Source organism: Bradyrhizobium manausense (assembly GCF_001440035.1).
GTDB classification, from domain to species: Bacteria; Pseudomonadota; Alphaproteobacteria; order Rhizobiales; family Xanthobacteraceae; genus Bradyrhizobium; species Bradyrhizobium manausense.
The window spans coordinates 233,358-251,399 of the sequence record NZ_LJYG01000047.1 but is presented as its reverse complement, the minus strand read 5'-3'; the positions used below and the strand labels follow the sequence as shown (position 1 = coordinate 251,399).

Sequence of the window (18,042 nt, the reverse complement as noted above, 5' to 3'; positions counted from 1 at the left end):
GCTCAAAGGTAGATCCGGACTCGCAGTAATTGTGCTGGTGCCAGGGCCGAGCTGGATTCGGCCCGTGCGGGACCTTTTCCTCGAACGTTTCGGCGCGCAATGGCAGACGATAACGGCGGACTCGATCAAGACGCCACAGCAGAAGTCCGACCAGAACAGAGAGGTTGCCTCCAATCTCACTCATGGGCAACCGGTGGTCGGCTTCGCCGTGGAACGCGACGGGCTCCCGGCTGCGCTAACGGCTGCCGCCGACTTAACGATACGTATTGACCCGCCCGGAAGAACTATCATTCGGCGAGCAATCCGTATGTTCACCGGCCGCGTGGCACCCGCCGGCATGGACGAGAACATCGCAGTTGGGCTCGAGTTCGATGATCTGGTTGCAGCCTTTCGAACCGACTCGTCGCCAGATGAAATCATCGTTCGCATTCGCAAGGCGTCCGCAGTTGTAAGCGGTTCTGCTTCGACTGAGCGACTGCCGCAACTTGAGGACGCGATCGAATACGGCGCCGCGCGAACATGGGGTTTGGCGCTAGCGCGGGATTTCGCCGATTACAGGGAGGGGCTCATCGACTGGCAGGACATCGATCGCGGCGCGGTATTGCATTCAGAGCCTGGCCTCGGAAAGTCATTGTTTGCGCGGGTCCTGGCGAAAGCTTGCGGAGTGCCTTTGGTTGCTTTTTCGATCGCCGACTTGTTCGCGAGCTCTCCTGGATACTTGGATTCTGTGATCAAAGCCTCTCGCGCGATGTTCCAAAAGGCGGCAGCTGTTGCGCCGTGCATCCTTTTTCTTGACGAGATCGACGCGCTACCAAATCGAGCCACGATGTCACCACGCGGTGCCGACTGGTGGACGCCTGTGGTGACAGACTTCCTGCTTAGCTTGGACAATGCAGTCGCCGGGAAGCGCGCTGGAATTGTGGTATGCGCCGCAACAAACAATATAAAGGGCGTCGATGCGGCCTTGCTGCGGCCGGGCAGGCTCGAGCGTGCGATAGAAATCACACGCCCAAACCATGCAGGCGCTGTCAACATCCTTCGATATCACTTGAACGGCGACTTGGCGAACGCGGATCTCACCGACATCGGCCATCTCCTAGACGGCTGCACCGGCGCGGATATCATGATGGCGGTGCGTGGGGCGCGCAGGATCGCTCGTCACGCAAAACGCAACCTTGAGCTTGATGATCTCATTCAGGCTATCACGCCGGAGGAGGAGATCGCTCCCGCCGCGCTCAATCGAATCTGCACGCACGAAGCCGGGCATGCCGTGGCATCTATTGTCGTCTCTTCGGGAGATCTCAAGCGTTGCGTCATCGGGCGCAGCGTCGCCGAGTCGGCTGGGCGAACGCTGATCGCGAATGAGACGGAGGGAGACTTGATGACGCGCGACACAGTGGAACGACGCGCCATCGTGTTGTTCGCCGGACGCACCGCGGAGCGCATTCTGATCGGGGACGTTAGTGTGGGAGCAGGAGGTGGCGACGATTCCGACTTGGCTCAGGCCACCCAGATCATCGCTGCGCTGCACGCTTCTGCAGGCCTGGGAGACACGCTGACTTATACGGCGTCGCTGCAAGAAGCGCTCACCGCGGTGCGTAGCGATCCAGAATTACGATCGAAAGTCGAACAGCACCTCCGGATTTTGCAAGCCCGGACCGAGAATCTCGTTCGGCAGCATCGCGACGAGATACTGGCAGTCGTCGATCGTCTCCGCATTCGTCGCCAACTGTCGGGCGAGGAGATCCGGCGGATCGTAAGCGTTGCGGCACTCTCGCGGAGTGCTCCAGAAACAGCGATCGTTCAGTCACAAGGAGGGAGCGATGGTTTGTGACCAAGCTGAATTGCAGAAGCGAATCGTTCGAAGTTTAGCGATTGCGAGCAGGAAGCCTTCAAGGATTCCCTTTAGCGATAAGGTCATGAGCACCATGACCCACATCCTTATTGCGCGCCTCGGGGCGATGCACACCGTCCGTCCGGTAGTTTGACCGGCCGAAGGTCTTAAGGACCGTCGGCCTAAGCCGGCGGAGAGGTCGTCTCCTCGAAATCGCGGTTAACCCGACGACCGGTCAGTCCAGACCGGAGAGGAGCTGTAGCCGATGATTTCCCCCGTTCCCAAAGGCGGTTTCGCGTCAGTCGCGTAGCGGAATCACGAGATCCGCGCTTCGACAGGTGCCGAAAGCGCCAGCGGCGAAAACCCCGTCGAGAACATTCGGCGGGATCCACCCATATCCGAAACTGAGGAAAGGCCGTGGCGCGCGAGCGCTCCGGTCTCGGGAGAGCTTTGCCATGAACTAGCGACATCGAGACCGCTGCCGATGCGGCGGAGGAAGTCGTCGACATCGCCTGAAAGCGAAACGCCCCTCGCGTCGACGGGAAGACCAGCGTGTTGGCCGCACCTGGTCCCTGCCGACGGGGAGCGTCGAAGACGGCAACCGAAGATCACCCGGAGAAGGGCGAACGAGCGCCGCGGTAGAAGCTCAAGCTCATAGCCCCTCTCCGACTTGGAAGCAACTTGCAGGTTTTTCGCCTGCGGGAACGGCGGAGCCTTGCTCCGGACATGGTGAACGAATCCCGACCACGAAGTCGGCTCGTCCGAGAGGTCCCGGGTGGCTCCGCCTCAGTCGGAGTAACGCGTATGCGTAACAACGAAGCTGCGCCCCATACCGGGGTGCATTTGAACTACGGAGGCTTGGTCCTCGATCTCGTCGTCCTTGTCGACCCCGAGCCGGAGCTCGTGACGTCCTATCGCGTCACGTGCACGGAGCGGCAGACCGGGTGGGTGCTCGGCAGCACGTCGCTGCCGGCGGCTCCCGAGGGCGGTCCGCCGACGGTCACGCTTTCCGACGTGACGCCGTTGCTTGGCAGTTCCTATCGCCTCGCTTCGGTGCTCGTCGAAGTGGAGTCCGAGCGGCTGGCCCGCTTGAGCCGGCGGACGGCGGATCGCCTGCGGCATCGCGACCGTAGCTGGTTGCGTCGTGCCAAGCACCTGCTGTCAGCGCCTGAGCGGCCCATTCCCTACGAGTCCTTGCTCGAGAGGGACTGGCTCGCTCGGACCGATGCGACCGAAGCTCACCTGGAGCCGGCTGCATGACGTTCGAGTCGCTCCGGGATCTCCGGAGGTATTTCGGGCCCGGCATCGGGTCCGTGAATATCTCCCGGGACCGCTACAGGTCAGTCCCTTTCGAGTCGGAGCTCGAGAGGGACTGGCTGCTCCTTAGCGACGCTTTCGACCTCTCTCTGAGGTCGATCGTGCCACAGCCGAGGGTAGATGTCGGCCAGAACGGAGGTCTACCGTACCGCTTCGATGGTCACCTGCGGCACTGGATTCCGGATTTCGTCCGGGTTCGTAAGGGCCGCAACGGACTGCAGGATCCTTCGCCTGACCTGGTCGAGGTCAAGCCGCTCATCGAGCTCTACCCGGAGTATCCGGATGATGAGCGGCGGCAGGAGTCCGAGCGGGCTTGGGTGAAGGCGAAGTGGGAGGCGGTGCGCACGCACTGTCAAGCTCGCGGCTTCGGCTTCGAGCTCGCCACGGAGAACGAGATCCGGGTCCAGCCGGGTCTCGCCAACGCGGAAACGATGCGAACCTGCGCGGGTCCGCACTTTCCGTCGCACTGGGAGAAGCTCGGGCGGTTGGCCGTGTTGCGCCTGCCGCGCGAGAGCAGCATCCGCGACCTGCAGCGGGTTCTGCCGAACGAGGTCGACGCTTTCTCGGTGGCGTTGCGCCTGACATGGCGGGGCGAGCTTCTGCTCGACCCGGCCGAAGAGTGGACGCGGACGACGAAATTCGCCCGCGCCTGAGACGGGTCCAGCAAGGACTCGTTTGCGATGAATCGATCGTAAACGCGCGCAGAACGCGTGCGTTTACGATTTGATTCCCGTTGACGTGGAATCGATGAAACGGGGGCGTAACGAAAATGAGCGTACAGGTACCCGTAAGAATCCAGACCGGGGCACCGGTCAGGATCGACGGCAAAGAGTATTCCGCCGGCCCGGTCATCAGCGGCGGGCGCGTCTTCTATGACAAGGAGGCGGGCACCCAGATCGTGCTGAGCGAGATCGCGCAGATGCAGATGGCACTGGCCTATCGGCTCCGCGACGACACTCCGTATCAAAAGCTCAGCACCGCCAGGAGGCACACCCTCCGCATCGATTGGGGCACCTTCACTCCGGTCGAGCGCAAGACCGCGCTCACACGCGCATTGTTCGTGCGCAAGCTCGACAAGGTCCAGCCGGCGAACCTGCGGGCAAAGAAAAAGATCATCCGCCGGATCATCGAGGACATTTGCGGGCGATGGAAGATCCCGCTGGAGAATGCGCCGTCCGCGCGCCAGGTGCGAACCTGGTACCGGATCTTCGTGACCGCAGGGCGCGACGTGCGCGCATTGGTGCCGTGCAATTGGGCCAAGGGCCGCCGCGAGCAGCGATATCCGGAATGGGCGATCGACGAGATTAACCGCCTGATCAACGAAAAGATCGCGGTTCCAACACCGTCGAGCTTTCGCAAGGTTCGGCTTCTCGCCAACGAGCGGCTGAAGAAGGCGGCCGCGGAGCGCGGCGAGGCGCCGGTGCTGCTTGGCAGGGGCAATCGGATCGGAAGTAATCTGCTTTCGCGCATGCTGCGTGAGCGCAACAAGTTCGAGGTCTTGGTGGCGACTACGAACGTGCGGGAGGCCAATCGCCAGGCGCAGTCAGTGCAGCTTGGGCCCCAGGGCAACCTCGTCAATCGCCAGTGGGAGGTCGACCACACCCCGCTGGACATCCTGGTGATCGACGAGAACACGATGCAAATCGCCGGCCGGCCGTGGATGACCGCGATTCTCGATCGCTACTCGCGCTGCATCGTCGGTTTTTCCCTGAGCTTCGCGCCGCCATCGTGGGCCAGTGTAATGGACGCCTTGCGCGTGGCTGTGATGAAGAAGGACTGGATCATCGCAGGTTTGGGCGGGATCGAGCGAACATGGGATTGTTTCGGCGTCCCGGGACGGTTGATCACTGACCACGGTCGGGATTTCAAATCCAATTCCATGGAGCAGGCGAAAGTCGCTCTAGATTTCGAGCTGAAGCACGCGCCGCCTCGCAAGCCGTGGTTCAAGGGCAAGATCGAGCGCTGGTTCCGAACGCTTGAAGAGCAAATCATCCACACCATTCCTGGCACCGTGCTGTCGAAGTGGGAGGACCGCAAGTTCTACAACTCCGAGGAATTCGCGGTACTTACGATCTACGAGTTGAACTGGATCGTCGCCAAATGGGTGATCGACGTCTACCACCACACCAAGCACGGCAAGCTCGAGCGCACACCAGCAAGGGCCTGGCAGGAAGGCTTGCAGGAAATACCGCTGATCCGGGAGCCGCCCGCCGAGCTGCTGATTCCGATGACTGGGCTGGTGGTGCCTCGCTCGCTGCAGCAGAGCGGGATCCGCTACATGGGTCTACGCTGGGATTCTCCAGAGTTCGCCAAGGCCCGTGCCTTCCTACCGGACTCCGCGAACGTGCAGGTAAGGATAGATCCGACTGATATCTCGACCGCCTACGTCTACGACGAGCATAGAGAGATGTGGGTCGAGGGCGAGCTCGTCGAGCCGACCGACGCCCGCGGCTTAACGCTCAACCAATGGTGCACCATCGCCAAGCTCCGACGGCGTATCGCGGAGGACGACGAACTGAGCGAAGAAGCGGCGCTCGCCCGCGCCATGGAGGAAATCGGGCAGTACGTGAAGGAACGTGTTCTCGAGCGCCATAAAGGCAAGGCGCCGAAGCGCTTCAAGCGCTTCGTGAGCGCCGGATCCGCATGGAGCGCGATCCGGCCGGAACGGCTCGATCCCAGCATGAAACCTCCGGGCTCGCATACGGTCGGCATCACTCAGGTGAAGTCGCCACCGTTGCAGCCGCACGCCCCATTCACGGACCCGAAGCGCCGACGGAAGACCGTGAAAGAGAAGGTGCCCGCCGGTGGCGACAAAAAAGCCGTGACCAGCGACGGGAGTGGCGTCGGAGACGCCTCCGTCGACGGTCCGGAGCAAGCCGACCAGGCGTCGTCTACCACCACGGCTCGGCACGAAGCAGTCGAGCCGGCGGCCACACCGAAGCCCGCCCCGAAGGCAAAACTCAAGATGAGGCCGATGAACTACGGCGGCACAACAGAAGAGGACTGAGCTAAATGGACAAGTCGAAGAAATTCGCCGATTGGAAGCCAAGAGATCGCGTTGCGCACCTGAAGCGTCGCATGTTCGAGACCGCGGACTCGCAGCGGATCGATCAGCGGCTGTTTCGGCTATTCGATACCGCCGGGACCGGCCCCGAAGGTGACGGGGCCTTTGTCGTGGGCGAGACGGGCGTAGGGAAGACCACGGGAGTGCGCCTGTTGACAGATAGGATCTACGAGGAGCTTCGTGCCGAGGATCCTTCCGGGAAGTGGTCGCGGCCCGAGATTGCCGGCACCGATCTGCGGCCGATCCTTCATGAGACGGCCAACGGATTCAAGCGGCCGATCGCGGTCGTCTTGGTGGGCAAAAACACAACCTTCAGTTCGTTTCTCGGCGATACGGCGGACGCCATCCAAGTGAACTTGCCCGTGGGCTACAAGTTCGGAGAGGCGCAGCTTCGCGTCAACAAGGCCGTGAAGAAGCAGGGTATCAAGATGGTCATCTTCGACGAGACACAGCACATCGTCGAAGGCAACATGAACACCTACGACGCCGGCGACGTCTTCAAGTTGCTGATCAAGTCGCGGGTTCAGGTGGTTTGTGTCGGCCTCACTCATGCGCTGGATCTGGCGACCGCGAACGACCAGCTCGATCGCCTCGTGAAGAAGAAGATCGTGCTCGAGCCGTTTCGATGCACGGTCGGCGATTTCCCGGAACTCGACAAGAAGGGCAATATGGTCGGCGACGAGGTCCAGGAGCCGACGGAATTCCGCCAGCTGATGGCTCTGATCGACTATAGGGAAGGCACCGATAGCGTTTTGCCATTCGATAAGCCCTCGAAGCTCTCCGCGCCAGACATGGCGCTGCGCATCCATCAGGCTGGTGGCGGCTACATCGGCAGGATCATGCCCCTCATATATGAGGCGGCGACTTTGGCGATCTACGATGGATCCGCGTGGATCACTAAGAGCCATTTCGCCGAGGCCTATCGCGAATCCAGTCGGTGCGATGACAAGGACAACTGGTTTGTGATGGACTTCCCGTCAGTCATGGACCGGTTCGGTTCGATCAGGGAGAAGAAACTGATCTCAACGGGAATTGCCAAAAAGCAACTGGAGCGACACATGAGCAAGCGCTCGCGCCGTCGTGTGGCCGATGTGATCGCAGGACGCGATTGATGTTCGGAACGTCGCATCGGCGGCCGATCGGGCTTTATGCGTGGGATGAAGTGCGCCCGGAGGAGAGCGCGCTCGGTTTTCTCCTGCGCATGGCCGAGGAGAACGGCCATCCGTCGACCGACAGCACCGTCATGGACGTCGGCGTCCGGCGTGCCGGCATCGCGCGCGGAGTCCCGGAGCACATCAACCGGCTGGCTGCGGAAGGGAGGACGACGCCGGCCGCGCTTCTTGCGAACAGCCCGCTGCTTCGGGACGACGACAAGCTAGTTCTCCGCGGCCACGTGGTCGACAAGTACCTGCATTTCGGCGTGCGCAGGCTCTGTCCCGGGTGCATCGCGGAATCCGATCACCATCGTTTCTGGTGGGACCTTGTCCCGGTGTCCACGTGTCCAAGGCACCAGTTGGAATTAGTTGGGACGTGTCCGTGCGGGGCCGAGTTGAGTTGGCGAGATGGCGGCGTGTCGATCTGTACGGATTGCGGCGCGCAGGACCGCTATCGGTTCGAGCGTCGGCCGGCCGATGCGAAAGTGCTGCGGTCGGACGCCTACATCTTGTCGCGTTTCGGCGTCGGATCGGGCGAGGCCGTCCCGGTCCTCGATGCGCTTCCAATGCCCGACGTATTCAAGATGTTAGAACGCATCGGTTCGGCTTGCGAGGGCTACAGCCGCACATGGCGTTCAGCGAAGACTCTGGGCGTTCCGCTCGGGATCGTACAAGCGGGCGGGTTTGAGGTCTTGGCTGACAACAAGGTCGAAGAGCTGCTTACCCGCATCTACGACGGCTACCTCGCGCAGGGCGGCAAGCCGGACGACGGCTTCGGACGTTGTTACGGGTGGCTCTATCATTGGTTCAATCACAAGCGGAGCGCGCAATTTTCGCCCTCGTTGGCGCAGGCCATCCTTCTTCACGGCGCTGCACGCTTTCCCGTGGTGCCGGGGGTACGTCTCGGCAAGTTGCCCGACCGGGCCAGACGCAAACTATCGCTCAAGGCGGCTGCAGCAAAGGCCGGAACGTCTGTGTTTGCGATGCGGAACATCGGCTTGGCGCTCGGCCTGATTTCGCCAGACCGTCGTTCGGGTCGCCATTTGTCGTTCCCGGTCGATGAAGTTGCGCGGATCGCACGTGATTTAAAAGGAGCATTGTCGCTGGAGGAGACGCAGGCGCGTCTCGGCATCGGCCTGCAGGCGATTCGCGAGATCATGAGCAACGGTTCGTTGGTGCCAGCGCTAAAGGGCGGCGGTCCACGTCATGTCTTCGTGTTTCGGCCGGCCGACGTGGATGACCTCCTCAGGAAGCTGACCGGAGGCGCGAAGATCGTCAACAAGTCGTCGGAGGGCTTGCTCGCGATGTCGCGGCTTGGGCGCGGTCGGGCTGCGACGATCGGAGGCTGCGTACGTCTGATCCTCGACGGCAAGCTACGCATACGTGAACGGCTGAAAGAGGGTGTCGGCCTTCAGGGGATGTTCATTGATAAATTAGAGCTTGACGCGGCGGTGAAGCCCACGACCGGCGAGATGGTGTCGTTCGCTGCGGCTGCGCGTCTCATGCGTTTGAACGCCCGCGGACTCAGGCTTGCGATCGGCCTAAGCATGTTTCCGGGCGTTGAGCCGAGCGCGAAAGCCTTGCCCGCGAGGCACGTTGAGGCGTTCGCGAGAAAGTTCATCATGATGGGCGAGATCAAGGAGCGGATCGGCGGTTACTTCCGGACGCTGAAGGAACAGATCGAACGCGCTGGCTTCAAGCCGGATAGAAAGCTCGAGAAGTGCCTCAGCTCAGGTTACTTGCGTGCCGAGGTCGCCCCTTTCCTGGAGAAGCTGGAGCACGGCGAGGTCTCGCTGGACATGCCGCCGCCACCTCGAAACGCCGTCATCGAGGAAACGCGGCGGATTCTCGAAGAGGCCGACCGTCCGATCGGAACCAAGGAACTCCTCCTACTGCTGCGCGAGAACAATGTGCGGCTGGGCCCCTCCGACACGGATCGGTTCTTCTACGCTACCATGAACGAGGAGAAGCTCGAGTTCGCGTACATTGTCGGTGCCGGGTGGTGGTTACGGCGGCGAGCGTTCATGGGCCGCATATTCCTCGCCGATCGCAAGATCCCGAGTTATCACGACATGGTGGACGACGAGATCGTTGCGAGCGTCCGACAGGCAAAATCTCCTATGATGCCAGACGACATCATAGCCGGCCTCGCAAAGAAGCGGATCGCCATCGCGTCTTCTGACCCGATCTCATATCTGCGCCGCATGGCGATCAGGCGGCCCGAAGTCGTGCGCTTTCACGGCAAGGGTTATTGGGATGCCGCAAGGCCGTGGCAGCCGGCAGGTTACATACCGATGGCAAAGAAGCGGGCAGCTTGAGACGCACGAGATCACAAAAGAGCACAGTTAGGTGGTGCCTCTCAGCGCTCTGGGGCTGCCGCAGGTGGCGATCGGGGATCAACGGACCGGCTTGCAACGTGCAACGTGCCGCAATGAGGCTGTATTGGAGACGACGCATCTCTGCGTGCGCCGAACTGCTCATAAATATACGCACGTCTGCATCGACTTGTTTCGAAGTCGCACTCCGCCAGCACTGAAAGATTGCTTGAAAGTCTGCATTTGTCGTCTTTGCCGGACAGTTGATTGGCACGCGTCCGGGCAAGACCCTGGTCCCGCAAGCTCGCCGTTAACTCGGTGGTTTGGCAACCAGATCGAGCGAGAAACGACGGCATTGAGTTTATTGCTGCGGCATTTGTATCTTATAAGATACGGCGTGGCGTAGGTTAGAGAAAGGCCAAACGCCCCATGATACCAGACGACATCGTGGCAGGCCTTGCAAAGAAGCAAATCGCGATCGCGTTATCAGATCCGATCGTCTATTTGCGCCGCATGGCGATCAGGAGACCCGAAGTCGTGAGATTTCACGGCAAGGGCTATTGGGACGCTGCGTGCGCCTGGGCTCCTGCTGAATCCCTGCCCAACCGCAAGAAAGTGGCCGCTTGAAAAGGATAAGATGAGGGAGACCGCAGTAGCTGTTGCGATGCTCTTGCTGTTCCATGGCCGCGAGTGGGCTGGGAGCTGGCAAGTCTTTGGTGGTCGGATGCAGTATGGTCGCCGGTTAACGGATATGCACCGACGTGCTTTGAAGTCGCACTCCGCGAGCACTGAAAGCTTGCTTGAAAGTATGCATTTGTCGTCCTTGCCGGACAGTTGATTGGGCTCAAGCAGCATGAGCGACGTTCTGCTGACGCCAGTTCTAGGGGAGGAGTTCGTGAATGCGGTTGCAGAGTGATCCGGTAGGCGGGCTAGAACATCGGCGAGCCAAGCTTGCGGATCGATGCTATTGAGCTTGGCAGTAGCGATCAGACGGTGTAGTTGACGTCCTCTCAACACAAGAATGGAAGCGCGACAGTCGAGAATATCATCGCCATACTGACTTCGATGTGAGCCTCTTCACTTTCTCGGAGGCATTTTGTCTCCCATAGGCACTGCGCTCAGCTCTCGATGGACCGTCTCGACCGTGCAAGCGGGGGCGGCATAGCTTTCGGGCGAGCTGGCTCCGCGGATTTTATCACACAAGGCGCGGTCGCCGCTCTGGGTCCGCATCAGCATGCGCGTCATTTGCGACAGTCTCCAGCCGAGCGGAAGCGGGTATCCAACGTCCCTCAACTCAACTTTGCGAACTGATTGCGGCCCATCCACATTCGGAACGCCAGTTTCGCCGTGGCCATCAAAGCCGTGCAGCGCTTCCTCGACCGTCGCTCGTCCGGCAGCGATGCGGGCCGCAAGCAGCGCTTGCACGGGTGCTGAAACTTCAGTGGCATGCGCGGGCGGTTCGTCTGGACCAACCGCGGAGGTCAGGACGAGGAGGTTTATCCGGATGGAATTGGAAAGCCCCGCTTCACTCGCGGCAGCCTTGATGGATCTTATTAATTCCAGCGCCGTGAATACGCCCGAGTTGTCAAAGTATCCGCCGTCCACTAGCTGAATCTCTTCCAGGAGGGGCTTACCGTCATGTAAGATCGGTTGCCTCCTTCCGGACTCGAAGGGGACGTCATAGAACCATCCAGCGGGCGTCACCCAAGGAAATCGCGCGCTCACGATGGCTGCGGTGCTCAGTGGAATATCGCGTACAAGCTTGTCAGATTTGAGAGTGACTGCCCAAGGCTCATTCCATATAGGTAGAAACCGTAATTTATCTTCAGCGAATACAAACGGCGAAATGACGCGACGCCGACCCGTAGCAATTTCGGTAGTATTTAGTAACAGCGCCGGCGAACTGCCGTCGGCGCGCCAATGCGATCTATAGGGTTGGCTGAGAATATTTACTTTGTCCTGCCAGAAGCCCAGACTTTTCTTTCTTAATTTATCCAGCGTGTCGTCCCAAGCCCCTTCGAACGCATCCTCGATCGACCGAGCCCGATCGAAGCCGTTGATCGGATACGGCAGAAAGCGTTGGAGAAAATCCGGAAAGAGCATGCTGGCGACTAGGGGTGACAACAGGTCGTGTCCAAAAACCTGATCCGCCATGATATCGAAAAAGCGGTCACTATTCTCGTCGATCTGGCCGGGCTTCAAATGCGCCGGCTTATCACCTCGGCAGGGGTTTCCGGCCGTGCTTTGCATCTTTGCAGCGCCCGCTTGGGACGCAATGGCTGCGAACAAAGACGCGCCCAAGCTACCGCCGGAAACTGAGCTGATCGCAAAGAGGTGATGTGCGAAGCTCGGACATTGGTCCTGAAGCGCACCCAGGAAGCTCGCCGCATGGTAGGCGGCGTAGATGCCGCCACCTTCAGCCGAAACTACATAAATGGGGTATGGTGATTTTTTCGCTTCGTAATATGCGCGGTCAGCACGCGAAGCGTACCATCGAGCAAACTCGGCCTTCAGAGTTGGTGCGGGTGCGGCCGCCGCTTCCGTCCCAGAATGAACGGTTGCACTTACGGCTCGTAGCTTGTGATCATCATTGAGGCCGACGAATTCGAAGGTGAGGCCGAGGACAACGAGTATGCCCAGAAACGGGAAGTTCATTTTCTGCGACCAGAAACTGAGCTGTCCCATGACGAGTGTAAGGAATATCATAAAAATCGAGAATATGAATATGACGCCTAGAATTTGTGATAACGCCACCGGAAAGAGATAAATCGAGACAATCAGGGTCAAGAGTGCGGCGTAGAGCACGAAGCGCTGACGTCGAACGAGAAAGTGATCCTTGCTGCTAAGAGTCTCCTTGTTCGAAAGACGTTCCAAGAAAACGAACAAGATCGACAAGGCTGCGGCGACCCCAATCAAAGCCACGGAGATCTCCGAAAAAAAAGCCCGGTAGCTGTCAATTCGGTTACCGATATGGCCGGACACGATCCGCCATATAGTTTCCGGCATCGCCCCGTAGAAATCCTTCATCCAGCTGAGAATCACGCCTTTTGCGGACGTTGCGCTCGAAGGAGCCGTCCGAGCATGCCAAACGCCCCAAGAAGCGCAGAGCAGCGGAAGCACCGCCAGCAAGATTGGTACCCACCGCCCAGCCATCCGTGCTAGCAGCGAGTCATTCGTCGCAGCATCCGAAAACTTCAGGCTCAACAGCCGCGCAACTAACCAGAAAGTCGCGCCTAACAACGAAAGGCCAGAAGCGGCTAGTACTACCTCCCGATAATCCAAAAGTACTTCCAACCCGCCGCCCTCCGAGAATGCCAGGTCCTGCGCAATAGCGCGGTACACTTCCTTCATCTGATCGGGATACAAAAGGAGAAGAGCGGTAACCGCGCAAAGTAGAATAGGAGCAAGCATCACACTCAAGACGTGCAGCAAACTGCGGAAGGCAGCAAACGGTGCTAAGACCGGTTCATTCGCCCAGCGCTTCTTCATCCAATTCTATCCTGCTTAGCGCGTACAGCGATGCACCACTTTCGGGCAGTCCCGCGCTTCCTCATAGAGTGACTCGCAGTTTGCCTCGCATGCAGGAGTGCACTTGTTATATTCAGACTTCAAAGCCGTACACACGACTTCATCAACGTCGGTGGTCTGCCTATCAGGATCATCTTTTTTGACCGCCGAGGGATTCTCTGCCGAAGGCTGTTTTGCCGTAATCGAGTTCTGAGCTAGGCGCCAGGTCGGCTGATCGCTACTAGTCCCATCCGTTGGCAATGATAGCGCGGAATGGCTCGGGCCGGCACTGCGCGGAGCGTGATCGGGTGGAGAAACAATTACAGTCAGTTCTTTCTCGCGTAACTCCACGAATTCAGAACTGCTGACTGCACCCGCTTGCAGCGGGAAGACGGCGAACTGCAGATGCATCGAGATGAGGATAGCGCATCTTCGCCACGAAAACATGAAGGCCTCATAAGGTGCACAAAAACTATTTGGCAATTCCTAATTGTATGACACTGATCTAACGAAGGCAAGGCCGCACTGCTATGGCGATCCTTCACCTACAAGGATGAAAGGAGCCCAGACGGAAGGATGGGAGGTGCCGGGCTGCGTCTCATCATCAATCATCGCAATCATAGAGCGCCTCAATGCCTCAGCCCGGCCTATGGCAGGTGCGGTCCGCAGCTCTCCGAACGCCTTTGTCGTCAAGCTTACGGCGGCGCTGCTTTTGACTGCCCAGTGCGAGACGAGAATAGCGCGCGCGCGAGCGTAGAAGAACGCCTTGGCGAGCCCGGACAGAGCCTCGGCGTTGCCATTCGCGCCGGCGGCGGTGTTGCAGGCTGATAGCACCACCCATTCTGCATTGAGTTGAAGGGCGGCAATCTCAGAGGCGCTTAGATATCCATCGTCGTCGCTGTGATCCGTGTTCTCCGCCGGAGGAGTCAGAATGAGCCCAGGCTCGGCAAGGCCGCGCCACGCGCCTGCAAGCACACCGTGTGTGGCGAATTGCACGACGCGATACTGTTCGAGCTCGTGCTTCTCGTTAAGGTTCTTGATGGTCGTCTCGGTCGCGCGTCCGCCCAGATATACTGCACGATCAAGGTTCTCATGATCGAGGCCCATCTCCCGCCCGACCGCGCAAAGCTCTCGCGCGGTCTCCGGCAGCGGCGCCTGTGCCCGAATGGCCGATCGATTTATTAGATTTGAGTACGCCCCACGGAAAACGCCATAATCGGCCGAGCTGACGGATAACGACTTGTCGGCATAAACTGTCTCCCTCGGCAATTCTTCGAAATCTTCGCAGTGCTGCCATCTTCGGGCGAGATCGGCGCGCTGCACATCCGTCGGCTTGTCCGGGCTACCCACTAGAAGTGGATTGCCAAATGCAATGTAAGGCTGATCTGCGATGGTTTCGTTTGTCCTAGCGCGCAGAGCTGCAAGCGACGCAATAGAGGGCAAAACCGACAATGCATGGTCTCGTATGAGCCAAGCGGCATCGCGGTAGTCCGCATCTGACGGCGGGTATCTGCGCCGAGGCTCCTCGGTCACAAGGACCGCAAACGGCAGAACAGTAAGAGGTGGCGAGGGGACGATGATCAAACTTTTATTTCTGATCAATTCTTCGATTTGACCGAATAGAGTGACGTAAAGCTGACGCGCGCGCGCTAAATCGAACGGCGGCAAACTGCCCTCCATGATCCCCTGTCCTAAAAGCAGCTGACATTGCGCCTTTTTTTGCTCTTGCGCGGCTTTACGCTCCTTTTCAAAGTTGTTGTCTTCCGGCCATCCGCTCGCATCGACCCAATTCGACTCGTCGAGCCCGCAGCGCAGCGCGCCGACGTCGCGTCGAAGGTCGGACTTGTCGGAGCCGATCCGTATCCAAGTGAACTGGGTTTTGGTTATCGCCCAGACGAAAGTCTCGGCCTCGCCTTCGGAGCGATCGGTAGGTAGAATTGCAACGATGGCCTCGTTTTCTTTAAGCAACTTCTGAGCGTTCTGTACACTTAACGGCTGCGGGTGCACGAACGCGGAGTACTCAGAAAAACCCCTACCGAGAAGCGAGTCGATCTCAGCAATACGGGTCGATATCTCCGTCATGCGAGAGTAGCGCCGCTGCTCAGCTTCCGGTTTGCGACTCGCTGTCGCGCCAGCGGCGGCGCCGATCAAATCCCTGTTCAACGACTGCCACTCTAGAACACTGTCTTGCCTTTCTCTAACGAGCTTGGCGAGTTCTGGAGAGCCACTGGCCGCGCGCGCTGCCATTTGGGAAAGTGACAGTGCCGTCGAGGAAAATGTTAGGCGTTGTGCCATCATGAAGGCTTCTTCCGCGAGCGACGAAGCCTCCCCGTTCGCGTTACCGTTTATTCGGTGGGCCACCTTGATGAATCGTTCGAATGTCGAGTTTCCCACTAACGCATCCGGACCGCGGTCACTTGCGACAGGATTGCCTATGGTATTACCCTCCAAGCGAAGAATGGAGACCTCAATCGCAGCGGCTCGTCTGAAATAGCCCAACGCCGAATTGAAGTCTTTTTGAGCGAATTTCACCCTTCCAATATTTTCCAGAGCGTCGGCAGTAAGCGGATGTTCGGCCCCCAGTATGGTCGTTTTGATCGACAGCTCATGTTGGAAGCAGTCTTCCGCTTTGTCATATTGATCCTGATCGAGGTACAAAGACCCAAGGTTGTTCCAAACGAGTGCCGCGTGTTCATTCTCAGGACCCAAAACGGAAGAAGTCATCTGCAGCGAGCGCCGCAAGAGGGATTCCGCTTCTTTATAGCGCCGTTGAGATTCGTACATTCGGCCAAGATTCTTGAGCGAAATAGCCAAGTTTTTGCTGTTTGGGTTGAGCTTCTCATCGATCGCTATGCTGCGTTTATAAAGCGGTTCCGCCTCGGCGAACTTCCTTTCGCGTTCGTATGTGAACGCGAGGTCGTTGAGAGAAGCAGACACTCCTTCCGGATCGTTACCTGGAATTGTTTCTCTGATCCGCAGAGCACGCTCCATGAGCGGCTCGGCATCGGACGATCTGTCTTCCAGTTGATATAGCCAGCCGAGCAAATCAAGAACTGTAGCGAGATCGTCCGTTTCAGTGCCCCCGCCGGAATCAAAGATGTGCAACGCACGGAGCAAAAACGACTCAGCTTCCGTATATTTCCCGAGTTCTGTGTAAGCGTCACCGATTGCCTTCAGGGCGTGCCCAATCTTCGAATCCTCGCTCTTAGCGTTGTGCTCGAGAAGCGCCAATTCTCGTTTGGATAGAGCCAAGGCATCAGCGTATCGACCGAGCTGATTGTAATCCGACGCTAGATCGTCGAGCGCGTCCGCGAGACTGGTGTCGGCAGGACCGTCGTTCTTCTCGCGGATGACCAAGGCACGCTTGTGGAGGGGTTCAGCGTCTGCGTAGCGATCGAGCTGGTAGTAATCGTCGCCAAGATCTTTTAGAGCCACAGCGAGTTCTGCGTCACCAGGCTTTGAAATCTTTTCACGGACGACTAGGGCGCGCTTGTGGAGAGGCTCAGCGTCTGCGTAGCGATCGAGCTGGTAGTAATCGTCGCCAAGATCTTTTAGAGCCACAGCGAGTTCTGGGTCATCAGGCTTTGAACTCTTCTCGCGGACGGCTAGGGCGCGCTTGTGGAAGAGCTCAGCGTCTTCGTAACGGTCGAGCTGGTAGTAGTCGTCGCCAAGATCTTTTAGAGCCACAGCGAGTTCTGGGTCACTCGGTTTTGAAATCTTCTCGCGAATGACGAGAGCTCGCTTGTGGAGGGGCTCAGCGTTGGCATAGCGGTCGAGCTGCCAGTAGTCGTCGGCGAGATCCTTGAGAGCCACAGCAAGTGCAGAGTCGTTCGGTTTCGAAATCTTCTCCCGGATGATTAGGGCGCGCTTGTGGAGCGGCTCGGCGTCTGCATTGCGGTTTAGCTGCCAGTAATCGTCGGCTAGATCCTTGAGGGCCACAGCGAGATCGGGATCGTCCGGCTTTGAAATCCTCTCGCGGATGGCAAGGGCGCGCTCATGGAGCGGCGTAGCGTCTGCATAGCGGTTTAGCTGCCAGTAGTCGTCAGCGAGATCTTTGAGGGCCACAGCAAATGTAGAGTCGTCCGGGTTCGAAATCTTCTCCCGGATGGCAAGGGCGCGCTCGTGGAGTGGCGCAGCGTCTACGGCGCGGTCGAGCCACCGGTAGCTGTTGGCAAGCCCCCTGAGTGCCACAGCAAGGTCTAAACTTTCTGGCTTAGAGAGCTTCTCGTAGATGATAAGGGCGCGCCTGTAGAGCGGTTCAGCATCGACATGGCGGTTAAGCTGCGAGTAATCGTCGGCGAGGCTCTTAAGAGCGATTGCAACTTCTTGTTGATTTCCCTCTGATCGCTTTTCTCGGATTGCCAGCGAACGCAAAAAAAGCGGTTCGGCCGATTCGAAACGCCGTTGCGACCAGTACAGCATAGCGAGAGATGTAAGTGCAGAATCTACTTCGCGAGAACTAGGGCCGTAACACCGTTCCGCTAGGGCCAGATTGCGCTGGGCAAATATTACGGCGTCAGCGTACCTTCCGGCCTTCCTCAACTGAGTGACTCGTCCGCGGAGTTCATCGACGTCGCAACCCCGCGCAGCGGCGGCGTGGGGGAAGCCCAATAGAAATGTGAAGGAAAGCAGCAGGAGCCAGCGTAGGGGAATGACTTGAATTTTCGAAACCAAGTCAACGGAGGCCGGTAGCATTCGACTTCTCATAGTTGAGGTCGACTGGTTGACTGCAGTGCTTCAGAGGAGCGTTATCGTGATCTCGTCGGGGCTTGCCTTTCCAAGAGAACCCGGTTCTTGGCGGAATTGCAAGAAGGAAGCGAAATGCATCGTACAACTTTAGATAGGACGGCA

9 protein-coding genes and 1 pseudogene are annotated in these 18,042 nt (G+C 58.9%); 7 read left to right on the top strand and 3 right to left on the bottom strand.

Annotation, left to right across the window (positions count from 1 at the left end):
• Positions 1-64: 64 nt before the first annotated feature.
• From AOQ71_RS12340 to AOQ71_RS12310, 7 genes are all read left to right on the top strand, one after another.
• Positions 65-1,834, top strand: a complete 1,770-nt coding sequence (locus AOQ71_RS12340; RefSeq protein ID WP_245316850.1) for an AAA family ATPase — start codon at positions 65-67, stop codon at positions 1,832-1,834.
• An 804-nt stretch (positions 1,835-2,638) separates the two neighbouring features.
• Positions 2,639-3,094: a hypothetical protein gene (locus AOQ71_RS12335; RefSeq protein WP_157083493.1), complete on the top strand. Its 456-nt coding sequence runs from the start codon at positions 2,639-2,641 to the stop codon at positions 3,092-3,094.
• Positions 3,091-3,804: a TnsA endonuclease N-terminal domain-containing protein gene (locus tag AOQ71_RS12330; protein ID WP_057746529.1), complete on the top strand. Its 714-nt coding sequence runs from the start codon at positions 3,091-3,093 to the stop codon at positions 3,802-3,804. The genes AOQ71_RS12335 and AOQ71_RS12330 overlap by 4 nt, the downstream gene beginning before the upstream one ends.
• A gap of 407 nt (positions 3,805-4,211) precedes the next feature.
• Positions 4,212-6,158: a Mu transposase C-terminal domain-containing protein gene (locus AOQ71_RS12325; protein ID WP_162268350.1), complete on the top strand. Its 1,947-nt coding sequence runs from the start codon at positions 4,212-4,214 to the stop codon at positions 6,156-6,158.
• Between the two features lie 5 nt (positions 6,159-6,163).
• Positions 6,164-7,327 (top strand): DEAD/DEAH box helicase family protein, encoded by a 1,164-nt coding sequence (locus tag AOQ71_RS12320; protein ID WP_057746522.1) that lies wholly within the window; start codon positions 6,164-6,166, stop codon positions 7,325-7,327.
• A complete protein-coding gene (locus AOQ71_RS12315; protein WP_057746519.1) occupies positions 7,327-9,687 on the top strand; it encodes a TniQ family protein in 2,361 nt (786 codons plus the stop codon). The genes AOQ71_RS12320 and AOQ71_RS12315 overlap by 1 nt, the downstream gene beginning before the upstream one ends.
• Positions 9,688-10,113: 426 nt before the next feature.
• Positions 10,114-10,311 (top strand): hypothetical protein, encoded by a 198-nt coding sequence (locus AOQ71_RS12310; RefSeq protein WP_057746516.1) that lies wholly within the window; start codon positions 10,114-10,116, stop codon positions 10,309-10,311.
• A 253-nt stretch (positions 10,312-10,564) separates the two neighbouring features.
• Here the strand turns inward: AOQ71_RS12310 and AOQ71_RS43080 are convergent.
• From AOQ71_RS43080 to AOQ71_RS12300, 3 genes and pseudogenes are all read right to left on the bottom strand, one after another.
• Positions 10,565-10,674 (bottom strand): annotated as a pseudogene (locus AOQ71_RS43080) (transposase domain-containing protein); the annotation flags it as partial.
• Positions 10,675-10,761: 87 nt separating this feature from the next.
• Positions 10,762-13,173, bottom strand: coding sequence for a hypothetical protein (locus tag AOQ71_RS12305; RefSeq protein ID WP_057746512.1), 2,412 nt, complete (start codon positions 13,171-13,173; stop codon positions 10,762-10,764).
• Positions 13,174-13,719: 546 nt separating this feature from the next.
• Positions 13,720-17,886: a CHAT domain-containing protein gene (locus AOQ71_RS12300; RefSeq protein ID WP_245316849.1), complete on the bottom strand. Its 4,167-nt coding sequence runs from the start codon at positions 17,884-17,886 to the stop codon at positions 13,720-13,722.
• Between the last annotated feature and the right edge of the window lie 156 nt (positions 17,887-18,042).